The sequence below is a fragment of the Nocardia jejuensis NBRC 103114 genome (assembly GCF_001613145.1).
Lineage (GTDB): Bacteria > Actinomycetota > Actinomycetes > Mycobacteriales > Mycobacteriaceae > Nocardia > Nocardia jejuensis.
On record NZ_BDBU01000023.1, the window covers coordinates 159,768 to 181,395 of the forward strand.

A 21,628-nucleotide genomic window follows, 5' to 3' on the forward strand; every position below is an offset into this window, starting at 1 on the left:
CCGAACCCGCGGTCCCGGCGGCGATGCTCAGTGCACGGCCACCGGTTCGGGCAGGGCGACCTCGGCGAGTTCGAGCAGAATGCGGGCCACCTGATCCAGGCGGCCGGGTTCGCTCTCCCCGGCCGACAGCGCCGCGCAGATGCCGCGCACGGTGCGGCCCTCCAGCACGCCGGTGACGCCGAAGCCCTCCACCGCGAGCAGGCCTCGCAGCTTGGCGGTGAGCGTGGTGGCCAGGATCGAGTTGCCGCCGACATCGAAGAAATCGGTTGTCGCGCCGAGCTTCTCGATACCGAGCACCTGGGCCGCGATGTATTCCACGGCCGCTTCGAGCGGGGTCTCGGGTGCGGAGTAGGTGTCGCGGGCGGCCTCGTCGCCGGCGGCGACCATGCGGCGAATGGCGGCGCGGTCCAGTTTGCCGTTGCCGGTCAGCGGGATCGCGGGCACCAGTTCCAGGATCTCGGGAATCATGTGCGCGGGCAGCAGATCCCGCAGTGCGGTGCTCACCTCGTCGGCGCGCACCTCGGCTCCGGCGGCGGCGACCGCGGCCAGGCGGCCCGAATCGGTCACCAGCGCAACGGCTTCGCCGATGCCCGGCTGTTCGGCGAGCGCGGATTCCACCTCGCCCAGCTCCACGCGGAAGCCGCGGACCTTCACCTGGTGGTCCGCGCGGCCCAGGAAGTCCAGGGACCCGTCGGGCAGGTAGCGGGCCATATCACCGGTGCGGTACCAGCGGATGCCCTCGACCGTGACGAAGCGGTCCGCGGTGCGCTCGGCATCGCCGCGGTAGCCGTCGGCCACGCTGACGCCGCCGATCCAGAGTTCACCCGGGACGAAGTCCGGGCAGTCCTCCCCGCGCGTATTGACCACGCGGCAGCGCACATTGGCCATCGGAGTGCCGTAGGGCACGTTGGCCCAGTCGGCCGGATAGTCGTCGGTCATCTCGCAGATGGTGGAGTGGATGGCCGTCTCGGTGGTGCCGCCGAGACCCGCGAAGCGCACGGCCGGGACGAGTTCCCGGAAGCGATGGCCCTGCTGGGATTTCACGCGGTCACCGCCGGTGATCACCACGCGCACGGTGCGCAGCTGCTGGGCCGAGGCGGTGTCCAGCAGCATGGTGATCAGACCGGGGGCGCAGTTCACCACGGTCACACCGGTTTCCGCGATCAGCTCGGACCAGGCCACGGCGTCGCGTTCGATGCTCGCCTCGATCGCGACCACCGCGCCGCCCAGCGACAGCGGAGCGAAGATGTCGAAGACCGAGAGATCGAACTCCAGCGCGGACAGGCCGATGGTGTGATCGTCCGAGCCGAGGCCGAAGTGGGTGATGATGGCGTCGATGGTGTTGGCCGCGGCGCGGTGGCTCACCTCGACACCCTTGGGCTCACCGGTGGAGCCGGAGGTGAACAGCACGTAGGCGATCGAGTCGGCGGGCGCGATCACGGCGGAGTCCATACGCTCGCCCGCGACGGCGTCGGCCAGCAGCAGCGGGGTGACCCGCGCGGGCAGCTCCACGGGAGCCTCCAGCAGCACCACGCGAGCGCCACCGCGCTCCAGGATGCGGTCGCGACGGGCCCGCGGCTGCTCGGTGCTGATCGGCAGGTAGGTCGCACCCGCGGCCAGCACGCCGAGTACGGCCGGAATCTGCCTGTGCCCCTTGGGAATCATCACCGCGACGGTGTCGCCGGGACGCACCCCCGCCTCGGCCAGCGCGTGGCCGACGGCCAGCGCCTGGCCGGCCAGTTCCGCGTAGGTGCTCGCCGCGCCCTGCCGGCGCAGCGCGGGGCGGTCCGGATGCCGTTGCGCCAGCGCGAAGAACGCCTCGTGCAGGGTGCGCGGGCCGCCGAGTTCTATATCGGTGGCGTTGACCGAGTCGCGGATCGCGCGCTGGGCGGACGGGAGGGCGATGGCCAGTTCCGCGTTCCAGTCCGCGCCGGGCGCGACGAGACCCTCCAGCAGGGAACGGAATTCGGCGAACATGGCCTCGGCCACGCCCTCGGGCAGCGCGTCGCGGCGGATGTCCCAGTTCACCAGGATGCCGCCGTTGAGCTCGACGACCTGTGCGTCGAGGTCCACCTGCGGGCCCTGCGAGATGATCCACACCGGCTCACCGAACGTGCGCAGCACTCGCTCGGAGAACAGTTCGCCCAGGTCCAGGCCGGAGGTGAACACCACCGACGGCGTGACCGGGGCGCCCCGCAGACGGCCGAGGTCACGCAGCACGTCCAGACCCTCGTAGACCGAATGTGCTGCGCAGGTGTGCAATTCGCGCTGCAGGCGCTTGGCGCGCGAGACCGTGGACTCGCGTTCGCTCGCGTCCACGTCGATCAGCACGGAGTTGGTGAAGTCGCCGACCACCTGTTCGACGTCGTCGTGCAGTGGCTCGCGGTTGAACAGCGGGACGTTCAGCAGGAAGCGCTGCCGGGCCGACCAGCGAGCGATGGCCTCGGAGAACACGGTGGCCAGGGTGACCGCGGGGGTCACGCCGTGGCCGTGCGCGGCCTTGTGCAGCAGAGCCTTGGCCTCGGCGTCGAACCAGTGGTGTAGGCGCACGCTGGCGCTGGGATCGCGACGCTCGGCCTCGGGCAGCACCGGCAGCGCCGGGATGTCGGGAAGATCGCCCAGGCGCTCGGCCCACCAGCGACGGTCGGCCGAATTGTCGGGCGCGGCCTGGTCTTTCGCCGAGAGGTAGTCGCGGAAGGAGTAGCCGAGCGGGGCGAGGGTGTCCTCGTCCGACTCGTACAGGGTGGCCAGATCCTCGAGGATGCGGCGGTAGCTCTGCGCGTCGGCGGCGAGCATGTCCACGTCCACGTGCAGACGGTGCCGGCCGCCCGGCAGCGAGGACAGGGTGATGTCGATGACCTGACCGGCGTCCACGTCCATGCGCTGATGACTCTTGGCCTGACGCAGGCGCTCGAGCTCGGAGATCTCGGATTCGGCGGTGAGGGTGACCGATTCGAAGACCGGGCGCCGCGGCTCGGGCAGGGTGCGCTGTGTGCCGCTGTCGGTGAACTGGGCGCGCAGCTGCTCGTGCCGGCGCACCAGGCGGGTGACGGCGCGGCGCAGGCGGTCGGGTTCCAGACCGGCGCCGTCGAATTCGACGTAGAGGTGAGCGGCGACCCCACCCAGGGCCTGATCCTGGCGGCGGCCCATCCAGTAGGCGTGCTGCATGGTGGCGAGGGCGAATTCCTCGCCGGGCGTACCCGGTGCGGCGGCGGGCTGTGCGGGCGCCTCGGGGGTTTCGGGGGCCGCGGGGGCCTCGGGGGCCTCGACCCGGCCCGCGCCCAGCAGGGCGGCCCAGGCGGCGATGGTGGGTTCCAGCGCGAGTGCCGAGCTGCGGACCTCATAGCCCTGCTTGCGCCACTTGGCCGAAAGCTTCATGAGCATCATGGAGTGCATTCCCAGGCTCACGAGATCGTCGTCGTCCCCGATCGAGGCGGGCGCCACGTCCAGCGCCGTCGCCACGGTGTCGCGAACCTCAGCAATGTCGAGCATGGAACTCCCTCATCAGCTAACCGTCAGCCTTCGTCCAAATGCAGTAGGCAAGGCTTGCCTAACCTCAAAGGGATGGTAGCCCATGGCCACCCGCCGGGTACAGCGGTGTGGTTTGGCTAACCTAATGCGATGGTTTCACGCCTCTGACAAGCGAATACGCCGACGGGGCCGGTGTGGCTACCTGCCGCACCGGCCCCGAGGGCACCTCCGGGTCCGCGAGCGACCCGGTCCGGCGGCGACCGTGCCACCGGGAGGAATCGGGCCGCTCTGCGGTGCCGACTACCTGGCGAACTCCGTGTTCTCGATACTCGTGGAGGCTTCGGCGAACTCCGTCAGAGTGGAGGTCCACGCCTGCGCGCGGGCATCGACGAGGGAATCGCCGAGCACGGCCGCGTTCACGTCGAACTGGGTGACCAGGGACGGCCTGCCCTCGCGCGGGACGACCGCCGTGGTCACGTCGACCGTGAAGCGCAGCGGCAGGGACGGGTGCGCGGCGACGCCGAACTCGCTGGTGAACTCGGCCAGCGGGAGCGGCGACCATGGGCCGGTGCCGAATTGGAGCACGTCGAAGCGGCCGAGGTGGTTGACGCGCAACTGGCCTCGGGCCTCGAAGGTGCGGTCCGACAGATCCGGCGTGCCGGACTCGAGACCGCGAGCGATCGCGGTGGGCGGGACCAGAACGGTCTCCTCGACGGTGAACCAGCCGACTCGACGGGTGTCGTCGTCACCGGGGCGGCCGTGCGATTCGCGGGTGACGGCGATCCGGCCCGCGTCGTCGGCGATATCGGGAAAGGTTCTGGCGCAGGCCAGGATCAGCGCTTCCTCGAGGGCGACGCCGGTGTCCGCGCAGTGCGCCAGCAGGCGTTCGGTCAGGTCGGGCCCCAGGTCGATAACGCGCTGCACCGTGGCGCCCGCCCGGTCCACGGCCGGATCGGTCAGACGGCCCGCCAAGGGCGCGCCCAGCACCTCGGTTCCGGAGGTGACCGTCACCGAATCGGTATCGCCGTACGGGGTTTCGTTCAGCGGCTGGCGATCCTGCGCCAGCATGCGCAGATCGTCCACCAGGATGAGCCAGGACACCACGTCCACCGCCAAGTGGTGGATCGAGAGCAGCAGACGCGGATCGGGGCCCTCCAGGATCGTGGCGGCCACCATGCGGCCGTCCTGTGGATCCAGGCGCGCCACGGACGCGGTCAGTTGTGCCGCGGCGGAATCGGTCTCAGGGGCGCTGTGCAGCCACTCGCCCGACTCCGGAAGATCACCGACCACCAGGGACGGGGCGCCGTCCGCGTCGATGGTCAGACGTGAGCGCAGGGTCGGGTGCGCGGTGGCGAGTGCGGTCAGGGTGGGCTCGACCGTTGCCCGTGTCGCCTCGGCGGGCAGCGAGATGACCTGGGACTGAGCGAGATAGCGGTAGTCGCCGTTGGCGATGATCTCGCGGGCCAGTGCGGTGAGCGGCAGGATCGTCCCGGCCGGAGTGACCGGTGCGAGCTCCTCCTCGCCGCCGTTCGCGGCCAGTTCGTCCAGACGGGTGGCCAGGTCGCGAAGATGACCGGCGCCCAGGATGTCTCGGGCCGCGACGCGGAAACCGGCTCCGCGCAAACGCGATACCAGGTCGATCACGCCGATGCTGTCGATACCCAGATCGACCAGGCTGTCGGTGATGCCCGGACCGGCGGTCGAGCTCAGGGCCGAGATGACCTCGAGCAGCGCCCGTTCGGTGTCGGTGGCGGGCTCCGCACCGCCCGAGCCCGCGACGGGCGCGGTCAGCAGGGCGGTCGCGGCGTGCACATCCAGTTTGTCGTTGCGGTTCAACGGAATCTCGTCGACCGGGATGATGGCCGTGGGCACCAGGAAGCGCGGCAGGCGCCGCGCCAGGCTCGCCCGCAACTGCGGAACCGGCACGGCGCTGACCACGAGCGCGCCCAGCCGGGTGCGGCCGTTGTCGGTGTAGGCCAGCACGGCGGCGTGCTCGACGCCGTCGAGTTCGCGCAGCACGACGGCCGCCTCGTCGGGTTCCACCCGATAGCCGTTGATCTTGACCTGGCTGTCGATGCGGCCCTCGTAGATCACGGTGCCATCGGTGGCGCGGCGCACCAGATCCCCGGTGCGGTAACGCCTTCCGGCCGCCCCCGCCACGAAGGTCGCCGCCGTGGTGGCGGGACGCCCCAGATAACCCAGAGCCAGCTGGGGGCCCGACAGGTACAGCTCGCCCAGACCGCCCGGCGGCACCGCACGCAGCCGGTGATCGAGGATCTCGGCGGTCATCCCGTCGAAGGTGTGGCCGATGGTGGGCGAAACATGGTCGCGCACATCGGCCATCAGTGCCTCGACCGTGGTTTCGGTGGGGCCGTAGAAATTGATGACGCGGGTTTCGGGCAGGCCCTGCAGACGCTTCCAGGTGTCCGGGTCGATGGCCTCGCCGCCCAGCGCGAGCACCGCGAGCGGGCAGTGCTCCACGCCGTCGCGCTCGGTGAACAGCCCGAATGCGATGAGGCGCGGCAACATCGAGGGCGAGGTGTCGAAGATGTCGATGCCGTGGTGCGTGATGGCCGCCGCGATCTGCTCGGCATCGGTGCGCTCGTGCTCCCCCAGCATGACCACGGTGTGGCCGCTGAGCAGGGCCACGGTCGGCTGCCAGGCGGCATCGAAACCGGTGGACCAGCCGTGGCCGATCCGCAACTGCCTGCCGGTCCGCGCGGCGGCGGGGGCGAAGATCCGGCGTTCGTGGTTGGCCCAGTGGTTGAGCAGCGCGCGATGGGGCACCACGACGCCTTTCGGGCGTCCCGTGGTGCCGGAGGTGAAGATCACGTAGAACGGCGTGTCCGGGGTGGTGATCACCGGGCTCCGGTCGCTGTCGGTCGCGACACCACCGATCCCGAGCGCGGCGGCAGGGCTGAGGGTGGCGGAGACCGCGTCGGCGAGATCCGTTGCTCCGGTGTGCAACCCGTCAACCGAGCCGATGAGGCGCAGCGAGCCGTCGCCGCCGGTCACCCCGTGCACGCAGTCCACGCCCTGGGCGCGAACCTGCACCAGCACGTCCACCAGCGAGTCGGCGCCCAGGACCAGGCGCGCGCCCGAGGTCTCCAGCAGGTAGGCGATGCGGTCGGCCGGGGTGCCGGGATCGACGTGCACGGTCAGACCGCCCGCGTGCGCGATGGCGAAGGGCGCGTGCAGAACTCGGCGATCACGCGGGAGCACCACGGCCACGGCCTCGCCGGGCCTCAGACCGCTCGCGCGCAGGTTCGCGGCCAGAGTCAGCACGGCAGCGCCGAATTCGGCGAAGGTCTGATCGCCCTCCCCGTCCACGACGGCGACCGTGTCACCCGCGCGCGCGGCGGCGGCGAGCAGAACTTCGGACACCGGCCCGCCACCGACAGTGACCGCGGCGGAATCGGCAATGCGGCCAACGTGTTCCGCTCCGGTCACGGTGACGTCGGCGCCGGTCGCTGTCGCCACCGCGGCACCCGCATCGGAGACCGCTGAGGTGCCCCGCGACGCCTGGTGCGCGGGAGAGAGGTGCGCTCCGCCCACCGCAGCGGGGGAAGTCGTGTGCGGCGATGCGGCATCCGAGGCTCCGGCCTCGAGATGGGCCCGCGTATCGGGCACGGCACTCGCATCGATGGAAGTCGCTTGCCCCGCAGGGGAAGTGAGGGTCGCGGGCTCGGTGTCGAGCAGGAGGCTGACGTCGCTGGCGCGGGTGGCGTCGGCGATGCGGCTGACGACCGCGAGCATGCGGCGGGCGAGGCTGTCGGGGTCGAAGCGTGCGGTGAGGTCGGGACGGATCTCGACGCGGGTGATCAACTCGCCCTGTTCGACCACCGGGACCACCGCGATCGGGTAGTGGCTCGGGGAATCCACCCGGCGGGGCATCAGGCGCGCGCCGTGGCCCATGGGCATGTCGGCGGTGACGCCGCCCAGCGGGGTGTTCTCGAAGACCAGGAGGGTGTCGAAGAGCTGGCTGCCGCCGCAGGCACGGGTGATCTCGGCGATGCCGAGGTATTCGTGGGCGCGCAGTTGCGCGACCTGACGCTGCAGGGCCGCGCCGATCTCGGCGGGGGCGCGCTCGTCGGGGCGGACCCGGACCGGGATGGTGGTGACGAGGGCGCCCACCAGTCGTTCGGCATCCGGCAGGGAGGCGTCGCGGCCGGAGGTGGTCTGGCCGAAGACCACGTCGTCCCGGCCGGTCAGCCCGGAAAGGATTCGGCCCCAGGCCATTTGCAGGACGGTGTTGAGGGTGAGGCCGTGGCTGCGAGCCCAGGCGGTGACCCGGTCGGTCTCGGCGCGATCGAAGCGGGCCTCGCCCAGCACGGGGATGTCCGCGGGCGCGGGCGCGGCCAGCATGGACATCGGCGCGAGGCCGTCCAGTGCGTCGGACCACGCGCGGGTCGAGGCGGCCGTATCGCGGGAGGCCAGCCAGGCGGCGTGCGCGCGCAACGGCGGCGCGGGCGGCAGTGCGACCGCCGGATCGGTGTGCAGCGCGATGAGATCCGCGAACAACAGCGGGATCGACCAGCCGTCGATGATGATGTGGTGCGCGGTGCAGATCAGCTCGTAGTCGTGCTCGCCGACGCGCGCGGCCACCACCCGGAACAGCGGACCGTTGTCCAGATCGATGCGGCGGCGGCCCTCGTCCCAGTACAGTTTGCGCGCGGCCTCGGCCGGATCCACGGCCGAGCGCAGATCCATCTCACGCCAGCCGATCCGGCCGCCGGTGGTGATCACCAGCACCGGATGCGGAAGACCGTCGGTCACCACCGAGCCGCCCAGATGCGGATAGCGCTGCAGCACACCGTCGAACGCCGCACGCAGCTTCGAAATGTCGGTCAGGCCCTCGATCCGCACCGCGAAGGTGACCAGGTACGGGTCCACCGCCCCGGACATGGTGCTGACCGAGTACAGGCCGCGCTGCAGCGGAGACAGCGCGACCACATCGAGAATCTCCACGCTCACCGGCCGGCGAGCTTTCCGGCCAGGGCCGCGAGCGCACCCGCGTCGAGGCCGGAGGCGGCCAGCGGGGCGACCTCGGCGACCGGCTCGGCGGGCGTGGCCGCCGCGTCCGCGCCGCCGATATTGGCGGCCATCTCGTGCACCGTCGGGAACTCGAAAACCTGCTGCACATCGAGTATGTGGCCGTGCTCGGCCAGCACGGTCACGAAGCGCAGCGCGGCCACGCTGTCCCCGCCGAGTGCGAAGAAGTTGTCCTTACGACCGACCTCGTCGTCCTCGTCCAACTCCAGGATCTCGCGCAGCGCGTCCGCGACGGCCTGCTCGTTCGGGGTCTGCGGCGGGCCGCCGAGCCCGGAGATGGCCAGGGGATCCAGTGCCAGATCATCGTCGTCGGCCTCGAACCAGCCGCACGGCCGCACCGGGACATCGGTGCCGAGCGCGGAATCCGGTGCGGCCGACCACGACTCGATGGTCTCGAGCAGGGCGAGCGAGAAGTCCTGTGCCGAATACCGGCGCGAGAGCTCCTCGGCGAGATCGACGGTGAGGATCCAGCCGTCCTCGCCGGTGATCGCGTCCACGATCAGATCGACGCCGTGCGGGCGGGCCGCGGCGCGCGCGATCTCGCGCACCGAACCACCCGGCAGGTCCAGGCCGAGGACCGCCGGACGCACCGAGGCCAGCACCTGGAACAGACCGCCCTTGGCGGCTCCGCCGGGACCGCGCAACTGATGGGTGAGCCGCTCGATGCGGGTGCCCGCGTGCTCACGCGCCTCGTCCAGCAGCCGGGCGGTGTCGGCGATCAGGCGTGCCGGGGCATCCGCTCGCGGCGAATCCACCCGCAGCACCAGGTAGTTGGCGAAATTTCCGAGCACCCGCTCCGCGCCGTCGGGGCGGGCCGGGGCGGCGATGCCGATCGGCACATCGGCCACGGCGCCGAGTTCCCGCAGCGCGTCCGCGATCAGCGCGGTGAGCACGGCGTCGGGTTCGAAGGGCAGGGCGGCCAGCGTCGCGGCCGGAATCCGCACCTCGGCGCGGGCGCTGCGCGGCGTCCGCGGGCGCTCACGCATCGGCAGGGTCTGCTCGGGCAGTCCGGCCAATCGCTGCTTCCAGTAGGCCAGCGAATCATCCTCGGCGGCCAGCAGTTTCATCTGCACGGCGGCGAAATCCCGGTATTGCGCGGCGGGTTCGCCCGCGGAGTCCTCGAACAGCTCCGACACCAGCAGATCCAGGGTTCGGTCATCGGCCGCGACCGGATGCGCCGCGACCGACAGCACCGCGTGGTCGGCGAGGCGGTACAACCGCATCCGAATCGGCAGCTCCCGCACCAGGTCGAAGCGATGACCGGCGTCGGTCATGAGTGCGACGGGCAGCGCCGCCGCATCCAGCTCGAGCACCTCGACGGCCACGGCCGGAGCGGCCTCGACCCGCTGGTACGGCACCCGGCGATCATCCGGATAGATCGTGCGCAGGATCTCGTTGTCGCCCAGCAGCGCCGCGGCCCGCTCGACCACACCGTCCGCGAGTCCCGACGAGATCTCCAGGGCCACGAACACATTGGCGGCGGCGGTGCGGGCCAGCCTTTCCGGCAGCAGCGCGGCCTGCTGGGCCGGCGACAGCGGCACACCGCGATCGGCGGACCGGGCCGGGGCGGCGGGCACGGCGTGGGTATCGAGCGACATGACGAGAGAGTCCTTCCTGCGACCGGCGACTAGCTGCCGGCGACGTTCGCGAACGTCGAATCCAGCTTTTCCAGCACGTACGGCACCGAGAGCGGCGTCGGCTGGTTGATGGCGTTGATGGTGACCACGTCGACGAAAGCGATTCCGTTGTGGCGCACCGCGGGCAGATCGCCGTAACCCGGCAGTTCCTTGAACTTGGCCTCCAGCGCCGGCATCGCGCCGCACACCAGCAGATCCGCGGTGAGATCGCTCAGGCGCTCCGGGGACAGTGCGAGCCGCCCGCCGGTGGGGGCCTCGGCGACGATCTTCGCCGGCATGGTCAGGCCCAGGCGTTCGAACAGCTCGGCCGAGCCGTCCTTGGGATCGGCCAGCACCATCAGTTGGGCCGGACCGGTCAGCATGCAGGTCAGGAAGGTCTTGCCCTTCAGACCCGGGTACTTGGCGAGAACCGCGTCGGACTTGCCGTTGACGTCCGAGACGACCTTGGCCGCCTCGTCCTGTTTGCCGAGCACCTTGCCCAGCGTGGTCACCTGGTCCTGCCAGGAGTCGATCTGGGCGGAGGAGAGCGAATCGATGGTCGGCGCGAGCTTGGACAGCTTCTCGTAGACGTTCTTGTCCGCCATGAAGGCCGGGGCCACGATGAGATCCGGTTCCAGCGCGGCGATCTGCTCGCTGTAGTCACCGCCCATGTTGATGACCTTGGCCGACTCCGGGATCTTGGGCTCCCACGGCACCGTGGTGCCCGCGGTCAGACCGGGCACCGCGTAACCGACGGGGGTGACCCCCAGCGAGAGCACGGCGTCGAACCACTGCGGACCCAGGGTCACGATGCGCTTGGGAGTGCCCTTGATGGAGGTCTCCCCCATCACGTGCTTGACCGTGATCTCACCGCCCCCGTTGTCACCGTCACCGGAACCGCAAGCGGCAGTGCCGATCACGAGTCCCGCGGCCAGCACCCCGAGTCCGGCGCGGCGCATCAGTCCCCGCAGTCGACCTGTTCTCATCGTGTTCGCTCCTCGAATCCGTTGGACGAGGACCTCGCGGTCCCCTGCGTTGCTCTACCGCCCGACGGTAGTTCGGTGGGGCGCGACAGCGACTCGCGCACGGGCACGGCGGCGGAGACCGCCGAGGCCTCCAGCACGGCTGCCAGACCGCAGACCGACGGGGTGTCGAACACCACCCGCACATCGATCTCGAAGTCGAACTCGGCGTGGATGCGCGCCACCAGTTGATTGGCCAGCAGCGAGTGCCCGCCTAGCTCGAAGAACGAATCGTCCGCACCGACCACGGCGTGCCCGAGCAGCTGCCCGTAGAGCGCCGCGAGCCGAATCTCGGTGCCGGTCACCGGTTCCCGGTACGGCAGGGCCGCCAGGCGGACCGGCTCGGGTAGGGCGCGGCGGTCCAGCTTGCCGTGCTCGGTCAGCGGGATCGCCTCGATCAGGGCGAACGCGGTGGGCACCATGAACTCCGGCAGCGAGCGCGCCGCGTGCGCGCGCACCGACTCCACCCGCAGCGCGTCCGAGCTCGGCACCAGGTAGGCGGCCAGCACCGGGCCCAGGGCCGCGTCACCGGCTATGGTCACCACGCAGTCGCGCACCTCGGGATGCGTGACCAGCGCGGCCTGCACCTCGCCGAGTTCCACCCGATAGCCGCGCACCTTCACCTGTTCGTCCGCACGGCCGACGAATTCGAGCTCACCGTCGAGGTTGCGGCGGGCCAGGTCCCCGGTCCGGTACAGACGCGCTCCCGCGGCGAACGGGTCGGCCACGAAACGTTCCGCGGTCGCCGCCGAGCGGTCCTGGTAGCCGCGCGCCAATTGCGCACCGCCCAGGTAGATCTCACCGATCACACCGGCCGGGACCAGGCGCATGCGCTCGTCCAGCAGGTACAGATCCACATTGCGGTTCGGTCCGCCGATCGGCACGATACGGCCCCCCTGCGGGCCCCGCACCGGCATGTGGGTGGCGCTGACCACCGCCTCGGTCGGGCCGTAGTGATTGCGCAACTCCGCGTCCAGCACACCCGCGAAGCGATCGGCGACCTCGCCCAGCAGCGCCTCACCGCCCACCGGCACGAAACGCAGTGTGCGCCAGTCGCTCACCTGTGGGAGCGAGAGGAAGGTGCGCAGCAGGGACGGCACCATGTGCAGCACCGTCACGCCGTAGCGCGGCATCAGGCCCGCGATGTAGGCCAGGTCCGAGAAGCCGCCCGCACGCGGAATGATCAGGCGCGCACCGAGAGTCAGCGTCACGAAGACGTCGAGCAGCGAGGCGTCGAAGCTCACCGAGGACGCCTGCAGCAGGCGGTCCCGCGAAGTCATCCCCCACTGGCCGATGAAACCGACCAGATGATCGGCGATCGCGGCATGGCTGACCGGAACACCCTTGGGGCGGCCGGTGGAACCGGAGGTGTAGATGACATAGGCCAGATTGCCCGGCCGCAGCGGCCGCAGCCGGTCGGCGTCGGACGGATCGTGTTCCGCCGCACCGGAGGCCTGCTCCTCGGCCGCGTCCAACTCCACCCGGCCCAGCACCAGGCGGGGCTTCGCGTCCTCGATCAGGAAGTCGATCCGCTCGTCCGGATAGGCCGGATCGATCGGCAGATAGGCCGCACCGGACTTGAGCACCGCCAGCACCGCCACCACGAACTCCACCGAGTTCGACAGCCGCAGCGCGACGACGTCCTCCGTGCCGACGCCCTCGCCGATCAGCCAGTGCGCCAGGCGATTCGCGCGCCGATTCAGCTCGCCGTAGGTCAGCTCGAGATCCGCGCCCGCGCGGGGTGCGCTGCCGAGGCCCACACTCGAACCGCGAGCACCTGCCGACGCTCCGCCGACACCCGAGGTACCGGCGGCACGGCCGCTGGGCGACGTCGTCGACGCGGCCGGGTTCGCCCGCGACGACGTCGTGCCCGCCCCGTCGGGGGCCACGAGAGCGATGGACCCGGCGCAGAGGTGAGCGCGCTCCTCGAACAGGGCCACCAGCGTCGTCGGGGGCAGCGGCGACTGGTCGCCGTGCGAGATCGTCAGCAGCTCAGCGCGTTCGGCGTCGCCGAGCATGTCGAGTGCGCCGAGGGTGCGATCGGGATTGGTCACACCGTCGGCGAGCAGGCTCACGTAGTGGGTGAGCAGCTGATCGATCAGGGCGGGGGCGAAGCGGCCGGTGCGGTACTCCGCCTCCAGGTACGCGCCCTCGCCGTCACGAACGACGGTGAGCCGCAGGGGCACTCGCGGCGCGGGGCTGCCCAGGTCCAGGCGGGCGGCCGCGACGCCGTCCAGCGCCGGGCCGGTCGGAGCATCGCGCAGGCCGAAGCCGAGCCACACCAGGTTGTCCAGGCCGTCGCGATCACCAGTGCGTTCGGGATTGACCGCGTGCACCACGCGGTCGATGCCGACGTGCCGGTGCTCCTGCGCGCGCTCCCACGAAGCGCTCACACCGGCCGCGAAATCCGCGAAGGTGACGCCTGATTCCAGGACCGAGCGCAGCAGCACGGTATTGCCGAAGTAACCGACGGGCGCGGAGTCCAGAGCGGGATCGGACCGCGCGTCACGCGTGGTGACCGGCACCGAGACCAGGAAATCCGAGGATCCCGTATAGCGCTGCGCGAGCACGTCGAACGCGGCCAGCAGTACCGGCAGCGGCGTGGTCCCGCGCTCGCGGGCGAAATCGTCGACCCGCGTGAGCAACTCACGCGGCAGTTCTCGCGCCGAGCGCTGCGACAGCTCCGGCCCGGGAGCTGCCCGGCCGGGCAGCTCCAGCGGCTCGGGCAGCGGAGTCAGCGAGGTCCGCCAGAATTCGAGCCCGGCCGCATCGCCGTCGACTGTCGCGGCCGAGGTGTCAGGGCGATCGGGAGCATCGCGCACCGTGCTCGGATCGTCCGGGTTCCCCAGTGCCGCAGCATCATCGGCCGGGCGGCGCGAATCGGATCCGTTCGAGGCGGCCTCGGCATCGCTCGTGCGGGAAGCGTCCCGGCGCACGTCGGCGGGGGCATGCGCGGCGGTGCGGCCGTTCGAGACGTGCTCGAAGTCGGCTGTGCCGACGCCGCTCTCGGTGAGAGCGAGGGCGGTGTAGGAGCTCGCGGGAGCGGTGGGGAGTTTGCCGTTGTAGGCGGCGGTGAGGTCACGGGCGAAGATTTCCCAGGATTCGTCGTCCCAGCACAGGGCGTGGGCGACCAGGACGAAGGCGTATTCGTCGGCGCCGGTGCGGTAGAGGGCGAAGCGAACGGGCGCGGCGGCGACGGGGTCGAAGGGTTCGCCGCAGACCCGGCGGATCAGCACCTCGGCGCGACGGGATCGGCGCAGCGGTTCGAGCTCGGACAGGTCCTCGGCTCGCCACGCGGGCTCCGCCTCGGGCGATACCACCTGGTAGGGCTCCCCGTCCGGCCCGACACCGTAGGTGGTGCGCAGGATGTCGTGCCGGGCGATCACCTCGCCGACCGCCGCGCGCAGCAGCGCGGCGTCCAGCGCACCGGTCAGGCGATAGGTGACCGCGACGTTCAGACTGGTGTCCGCGGGCTCCCGGGCCTGCAGGTACCAGGCCCGACGCTGTCCGGGGGCGAGTGCGCGGCGCATATCCCGGGCCCTCTCATCGGCGGTGATCGACATGACGCCGTGCCTCATTCCGGGGCATCGGTGAGATAGCCGCCGCGCACGAAGAATTCGGCTCCGTCGTGCTCGGCGCCGTCGGCAGTGCGGACCTTGGTGATCACCAGGCCGCGGTTGTGGCCGTATCGCGGGTTCGGGCCGCACACGACCGCGCCGCCGCCCTCCTGCACGATGACGCGCCCGGCGGTGCCGCCGTAGCAGGCCTCGGAGATGTGCGCCGCCAGCACCTGCACGCGCTCACCCCGGTAGTACGAGAACGCGGGCGGGTACGGATCGGCCAGCGCACGCACGAAACGCTCCAGATCGACCGTGTCCCACGACCAGTCGATGCGGCTGTCGCGGTCCGAGCGCTTGTGGAAGTAGGTGCGCTCGGCCTTGTTCTGCGGTGTCCACCGCGCGGTGCCGTCGACCAGCGCGGCCAGCGCCTCGTGCACCGCGCCCGGAATCAATTCCATTCCGGCGCGGACCAATCCGGGGCCGGTGGCATCGGCGGGGATGGGCAGGCGGTGCTGCACCAGGATGTCGCCGGTGTCCAGCTGCTCGTCCATGCGATGCACGGTGAGCCCGAATTCCTCGGCGCCGCTGATCAGCGCCCACAGCACGGGCGAGAAGCCGGTGAACTTGGGCAGCAGCGAATCGTGCAGGTTCAGGGTGCCGAACGGCGGCAGCTTGTACAGCTCCGGCGGCATCCAGGTATACCAGCTGTTCACCACGATCACATCGGGTTCCGCGCGCTTGACCAGATCGATGGTCTCGGCGTCGGCCCGCTCGGTGAGATGCACCGGGATGCCGTGCTCGCGTGCCAGTTCCTCGACCGAGTCATTGAAGATGGCCTTGTAGGAGGACTCGGCGGCCGGATGGGTGACCGCGAGCACCACCTCGTGCTCCGAATCGATCAGAGCCTGAAGGGTTTTCCGGCCCCAGGTCTGGAAACCGAACGACACGATACGCATGAACCGAACCTCATCTCCTATAAGTAAGGCAAGCCTAGCCTACTATCTGACCCGAACTCGTTCCGCCCCCGCGGCCGCCTCACGACGTGCCGATTCCCCCGCGTCACCCGCCGCGCGCAGCACGCGATCCGAGAGTTCGCCCAGGCAGCTGAGATTCGGGAAGCCCGGCCCCTGGGTCAGCGCGGCCATGTTCGGCAGGAACAATTTCGACTCCAGACCCGTCACCGCGAGGTCGTAGCCGATGGTCGCCTCGATCCGGGCCATCGTCAGCGGACCGCCCACGGCCAGCTCGAGCAGATCCGCGGCATCGGCGTCGAACATCTCCAGGAACCACAGCGGGTGCCCACCGGTCGCGTCCACCACCAGATCGAAGGTGTGCACCTGATCCGGTCGCGGCGAATTGCGCAGCGTCAGAGCCACACCCGAGCCCTCGTCGGCCACCCGGGTCACCCGGCCCTGCAGATGATGCACGCGGTCGTCGCCCAGCAGGCTCTCCTGCACGCGGACCGAGAACACACCGCGATCGGTGCGGCGGATGACATCGCGGCGCTGCTCGACGCTCAATCCGGCCCACTTGACCGGATCGCTGTAGAGCGAGTTCTCGAAGAAGCTCTCACCGCGGGTGTACAGCGTGGCCATCGGCGAGATGACCGACACCGTCAGCATTTCGTGGCGGACCAGTTCGTCCAGGGCCGAACCCGCGGTCTCACCACCGCCGATCACCGCGACACGGGAGGAAACGGGCAGCTCACGACGGCCCGCGAGCTCCCAGAACGCCGAGATGGACAGGACTTTCGGATGATCGGCCAGTGCGCGAGTGCTGCGGCCGGGTCCGGTGATCATGAGCTCGTCGGTGTCGAGCTGGGTCACCGCGCCGTCCGCGTCGGTGACCGAGACCAGCCAGCCGTCGGCCGCGGGTGAGATGGAACTCACCCGGCCCTGGATCAGTTCCAGGTCGATCCGATGGCCGACCCACTGCAGGTACTTCGCCCAGACGTGATGCTGCGGGCTGGGTCGGCCGCGGTCGATCCATTCCGAATAACCGCCCTGGTCCACCAGGAACGAGGTCCAGCTGAAAGCCTGCATCCCCTCGTTGATCTCGCGATTGCGGCCGCGCGCCATGGTGGAGTGGTACGGGAAGCCCACATCTTTCTCGGGACTGGTGCCGAGCCGATGCCGGCCGTCGGTCCAGCCGCCACTGGGCAGCCAATTGCCGCCGACGGCATGTGCTTCGACCACGACGACACGCGGGGCGGGAAGGCCCAATTCGCGCAGGACGTGCGCTTTCGCGGCTACCGCAAGGGCTTTCGGCCCAGCGCCGATGACCAGCAGGGTCTTCATCGGTACACACTCACTCTCTCTCGCGCGCACTCGCACTTTCACTGGTGACAAGTGATGCTCGCGGCACAGCTAACCGGGTCCCTCCCATGTTTGCATAGGCTTACCTTATATTGCTTGTAGTGAGGGAGCACCGTACGCGGGCTCACAGATCCAACAGATGGGACGAACCGATGATCAGCACCACCCGAAAGAAGCTGGGAGCAGCGCTTATCGCTGCCACCGCCGTGTTCGGCGGCCTCCAGGTCGCCGCGATCGCGCCGGCTCAGGCCGCGCCGATCGTCTCCCCGCTGCGCACCGCGCAGCCGGGCCTGGGCGACCTGCAGTCCAAGCTGCGGCTGGCGCTGAACACCGGCGCCGATCGCGGAGCGCGCGCCAACGAGCTCGAGGCCGGCGACGCCGGCCTGGCGATTCTGGACCAGGTCGGTGGCGTCATGAACAGCGTCCCGAGCCTGCGCTGGGCGCTGGCCGGACCGGTCAACCAGAACGGTGACACCCTCACCGCCAACCTGCAGGTGACCGTCGACGGCTACGGCACCTTCCCGAACATCGAGCTGTCCTGGCGCGAGATCGACGGCACCTGGAAGCTCACCCGCGAGGCCGAGTGCTCCGTGGCGTACTACGCCGGTCTGGGCTGCAGCCTCTGATCCGAGGTCGCCGACGGCTCCGGATACGGTGCCGCTGAAGGTGATCGGACGCGCGTGGTAACTCACAGCGTCACCCAGGCCCCGGGAACATGCTCGCCTCCCGGGGCCTTCGGCGTACCCGCGGGAGGGTGCGACACGGTCGCCCCCAAACACGGTCGCCCCCAAACACGGTCGCCCCCAAACACAGTGGCCCCGCCCTTCGGATCGAAGGTCGGGGCCACTGCCGCTTCGCGATTCGTCAGACGGGCGCGGATTCCAGGCGCCAGCCCGAGGCCCGGGTGCGCTCGTTCCAGAAGGCGGCGTAGCGGCCCTCGAGGGCGAGCAGCTGAGTGTGCGTGCCGCGCTCGATGATTCGACCGGCCTCCATGAACAGGATCTGCTCGGCGTGCGCGATGGTGGCCAGGCGATGCGCCACCACGATGACCGTGCGATCGCGGGTCAGCTCGTGCACGCCGCGGACCACGACGGCCTCGTTCTGCGGATCCAGGGCGCTGGTGGCCTCGTCCAGCAGGACCACGGGCGCGTCCTTGAGCAGTGCGCGCGCGATCGACACCCGTTGGCGCTCACCGCCGGACAGCGACGCGCCGCCCTCGCCGACCGTGGTGTCCCAGCCCTCGGGCAGGCGTTCGGCGATCTCGTCCACCCGGGCCGCGGCCGCCGCACCGCGCACCTCGTCGTCGGTGGCGCCCGGACGACCGGCGCGGATGTTCTCCAGCACCGAACGGTTGAACAGGTACACGTTCTGGAAGACCAGCGACAGCTGACCGAGCAGCTGATGGGACGGCTGGCTCCGGACATCGTTGCCGCTCACCAGGACTCGGCCCGAGCCGACATCGTGGAAGCGGGCGGCCAGGCGCAGCACCGTGGACTTGCCCGCGCCGCTGGGACCGACGATCGCGGTGGTGGTGCCCGCGGGGACGGTGAAGGACACCCCGGACAGCACCTCGTCGCCGGTGCGGTAGCCGAAGCTCACGTTCTCGAAGACCACCTCGGGCGCACCCAGGGTCGCCTCCGATTCCACCTGCGGCAGAGTCGGTTCGGCCAGCAGGGCCGAGACTCGGTCGGCGGCCGAGGTCGCCATGCGCAGCGCGCCGCCGAGCGTGGCGGCCTGGGTCAGCGGCTCGATGAAGCGGGCCGACACCGCGATCAACGCGATCGCCGCCGCGGCCGAGATGGCTCCGCCGGTGACCCGGCCGACCACCAGGTACACCAGCACCAGGAACACCGCCTGCACGCACAGCGCGAAGACGATCAGACCCGGCACGCTCGCGAACAGCAAGCCCGCCACCGCTTTACGCTGGCGCACCAGGGCCGCGTCCAGCGCCTTGTTGCCCGCGCCCACCGCGCCGAAGGAACGCAGCACCGGCTGCGCCTGGGAGAACTCGAGCACCCGGGCATTGGCCTCGGCCGAGGCCTCGTGCATCTGCTCGTCGGCGGCGCTGTAGGAGCGGCTCGCCCACAGATTCACCAGATACAGTGCGGGCGCGGCGATGAACATGGCCACCGAGATCCGCCAGTCGATGAACAGCACGCCGACCGCGACACCCAGCGGCACGACCACGCCTGCCACGATCGGGCTGATCAGATAGGCGATCAGCCGCTGCACCTCGCGGACGTTGTCCACCGTCAGGCGGGACAGCTCACCGGCATTGCGGGTCTCGAACCAGCCCAGCGGCAGGGCGTTGAGGTGATCCCCGAGCCGGGTCTGCAGACCCTGCTGCATGCCGACGCCTACGCGCAGACCCAATACCGCCTGGGCGTAACCGAATCCGATGACACCAGCCACCGCCAGGGCCAGCGCACCGGCCCAGCGCCATGCCTGCGTGGTGTCGCCGTCGAACAAAGCCTCCAGGACCGGAACCAGCAGCACGTAGGCGGCCGCCTGGCACAGCGCCTGCAAGACGATCGCGATCAGCAATCGCGGGATCAGCGGCGCGAATTCGCGCGGCACCAACCCGAAAACCTTGCGAATCATCGAGTTCCCTCCAACACCACGTTCAGCGCGTCCTCATTGATGTCCCACAGGCGGCGGTACAGACCACCGGCCGCACGCAGGGTTTCGTGATCGCCCTGCTCGACCAGAACGCCGTTCTCCAGCACCAGGATTCGATCCACTCCGACGATGGTGTGCAGTCGGTGCGCGATCACCAGCACGGTGCGGCCCGCCACCAGCGCGGCGAGCGCGTCCTGTACGGCGGCCTCGGATTCGGGGTCGGCGAACGCGGTCGCCTCGTCCAGCACCAGCACCGGGGTGTCGGCCAGCAGCGTGCGAGCGATCGAAAGCCGCTGCGCCTCACCACCGGACAGCGTGGCGTCGACGCCGATCTCGGAGTCGTAGCCGCGCGGCAGCGCCAGAATGCGATCGTGGATCTGGGCGGCGCGGGCCGCCCGCTCCAGTGCCGCGTCATCCGCGTCCGGGCGCGCCAGCAGCAGATTCTCGCGAACGCTGCCACGAATCAGGCGCACGTCCTGGAAGACGAAGCCCACCGTGCGATACAGCTCCGAGGTCGCGAAATCACGAATGTCCCGGCCGCCGATGGTGATCCGGCCCGCGTTCACGTCGTAGAAGCGCGGCAGCAGCTTGGCCAGCGTCGACTTGCCCGAGCCGCTCGGGCCGACCAGGGCGGTGATGGTGCCCGGCGCGAGTTCCAGGTCCACTCCACGCAGCACCGCGTGATCCGCGCGGTAGCCGAAGGAAACGCCCTCGAACCGCACCAGTCCGGCGGCGACATCCGCGGCGCCGGATTCCACGGCGGCCGTCGCATCGGATGTCGGTGCTGCGGTGGGCAGTTCGGGGGTCTGCATCAGTTCGGCGAGGCGCAGGGCGGCGTCACCGGCGGTACGCAGGGCCTGACCGGCGTAGCCGAGGCCCATGAGGGAACTGCCCAGGCCCAGGCCGACCAGCAGGAACGGCAGGACATCGATCGGGGCGATCCAGTCGGCGCCGACGCCGATCAGACCCGCGAGCACCACCAGCAGCATGACGAACACCGGCGAGAGCGCCGCGTCGGACACCGACTGCACGGTGATGTAGGGCATCTTGAAGCGTCGCAGGCTCTCGGTCTGATGATCGACCGCGTCCTGGAACTCCCTGTGCGCCTTGCCTGCCCGGCCGAAGGCGCGCACGACCTGGATGCCGTCGACGAACTCGACGGTGGCCTCGCGGGTGCGCTGCTCGGACTCGTTGTAGGCCAGGATCCGAGCGCGACCGGCCTCGTCCATCATCGTGCGCATGCACACCGCGTAGATGACCAGCGGCACCAGCAGCACCAGGGCCAGGCGCCAGTCGACGGTGAACAGATAGACCAGCGTCACCAGCGGGATCGTCACGCCGCCGACGAAGTCGAGGCGGGCGTGCGCGACCAGATAGTGCAGCGCGTCCACATCGTCGTGCAGATACTTCTTCACGTCCGAGGAGGTGCGCTCGCCGAACCAGCCCAGCGGGACGCGGGTGAGCTTGTCCGCCAGCAGTCGCCGCAGGGTCAGCTGATAACCGGCATCGACGGTGTGCGACCAGGTCAGCGCCGCCGCCTGCAGCAGCGCCCGGACCGCGAGCACGATCACCGCGATGAGCAGCAGGCGCCACACCCGATCGGTGTCGACCGAGTCGTTCAGCAGTTCCCGGGCGGCAGACACGATCAGCAGGAACGGCACCACCGCGCAGATCGAGGCGATCGCCACGATCAGACTCGCCAGACTCAGGGGGCCGTTGACAGGCGCCAGAATCTCCTTGCGCGCCTGGGCTTCTCGCTGCTTGCGTGCCTTCACCGCAGCCTTGTCCGGCTGTGCGTCCGCTGTCGCGGCGGCCCCCGCCTCGGGTTCGGTCGCCTGGGGCGACGCCACCTCCACCGTCATGAATCCTGCCTCTCGACCTTGGTCAGTACGCCCGATCCGCCTCCGGAGTCGTCGAAAGATAGGTTAGGCTAACTTCTACGGGCTGCCTACCGGGCGGTCGAAATTCATCCA

Annotated in this window: 9 protein-coding genes and 2 pseudogenes; 1 reads left to right on the top strand and 10 read right to left on the bottom strand. The window is 70.2% G+C overall.

What is annotated here, in order from left to right; translation table 11 throughout:
• Positions 1 to 27: 27 nt before the first annotated feature.
• The 8 genes and pseudogenes from NJ1_RS18655 to NJ1_RS18685 form a co-directional block, all read right to left on the bottom strand.
• Positions 28 to 3,492 carry a non-ribosomal peptide synthetase gene (locus tag NJ1_RS18655; RefSeq protein ID WP_067695827.1) on the bottom strand — a complete coding sequence of 1,155 codons (3,465 nt, stop codon included), beginning with the start codon at positions 3,490 to 3,492 and terminating at the stop codon, positions 28 to 30.
• A 279-nt stretch (positions 3,493 to 3,771) separates the two neighbouring features.
• Complete coding sequence (locus tag NJ1_RS18660; RefSeq protein WP_245717454.1) at positions 3,772 to 8,445, bottom strand: non-ribosomal peptide synthetase; 4,674 nt, start codon at positions 8,443 to 8,445, stop codon at positions 3,772 to 3,774.
• Positions 8,442 to 10,121 carry a condensation domain-containing protein gene (locus tag NJ1_RS18665; protein WP_067695832.1) on the bottom strand — a complete coding sequence of 560 codons (1,680 nt, stop codon included), beginning with the start codon at positions 10,119 to 10,121 and terminating at the stop codon, positions 8,442 to 8,444. The genes NJ1_RS18660 and NJ1_RS18665 overlap by 4 nt, the downstream gene beginning before the upstream one ends.
• Positions 10,122 to 10,150: 29 nt before the next feature.
• Entirely contained in the window at positions 10,151 to 11,125 is a 975-nt protein-coding gene (locus NJ1_RS18670) for an ABC transporter substrate-binding protein (RefSeq protein WP_084478474.1), read from the bottom strand.
• Positions 11,126 to 11,256: 131 nt separating this feature from the next.
• Positions 11,257 to 12,888 (bottom strand): annotated as a pseudogene (locus NJ1_RS40570) (non-ribosomal peptide synthetase); the annotation flags it as partial.
• A gap of 270 nt (positions 12,889 to 13,158) precedes the next feature.
• Positions 13,159 to 14,739: pseudogene (locus tag NJ1_RS40575) on the bottom strand (condensation domain-containing protein); the annotation flags it as partial.
• Positions 14,736 to 15,677 carry a methionyl-tRNA formyltransferase gene (locus NJ1_RS18680; RefSeq protein WP_067695839.1) on the bottom strand — a complete coding sequence of 314 codons (942 nt, stop codon included), beginning with the start codon at positions 15,675 to 15,677 and terminating at the stop codon, positions 14,736 to 14,738. The pseudogene NJ1_RS40575 and the gene NJ1_RS18680, both read right to left, overlap by 4 nt.
• A 42-nt stretch (positions 15,678 to 15,719) precedes the next feature.
• A complete protein-coding gene (locus tag NJ1_RS18685) occupies positions 15,720 to 17,018 on the bottom strand; it encodes a SidA/IucD/PvdA family monooxygenase (protein ID WP_067695842.1) in 1,299 nt (432 codons plus the stop codon).
• A 170-nt stretch (positions 17,019 to 17,188) separates the two neighbouring features.
• On the opposite strand from NJ1_RS18685, the gene NJ1_RS18690 reads away from it, so the two are divergent.
• Positions 17,189 to 17,662: an MTB12 C-terminal domain-containing protein gene (locus NJ1_RS18690; protein WP_067695845.1), complete on the top strand. Its 474-nt coding sequence runs from the start codon at positions 17,189 to 17,191 to the stop codon at positions 17,660 to 17,662.
• Positions 17,663 to 17,900: 238 nt separating this feature from the next.
• Here the strand turns inward: NJ1_RS18690 and NJ1_RS18695 are convergent, their stop codons facing one another.
• Complete coding sequence (locus tag NJ1_RS18695; protein WP_067695848.1) at positions 17,901 to 19,637, bottom strand: ABC transporter ATP-binding protein; 1,737 nt, start codon at positions 19,635 to 19,637, stop codon at positions 17,901 to 17,903.
• The gene (locus NJ1_RS18700; protein ID WP_084478476.1) at positions 19,634 to 21,517 is read right to left on the bottom strand and encodes an ABC transporter ATP-binding protein; all 1,884 of its coding nucleotides are present in this window, start codon (positions 21,515 to 21,517) and stop codon (positions 19,634 to 19,636) included. Before NJ1_RS18700 ends, NJ1_RS18695 begins: the two co-directional genes overlap by 4 nt.
• Positions 21,518 to 21,628 lie beyond the last annotated feature (111 nt).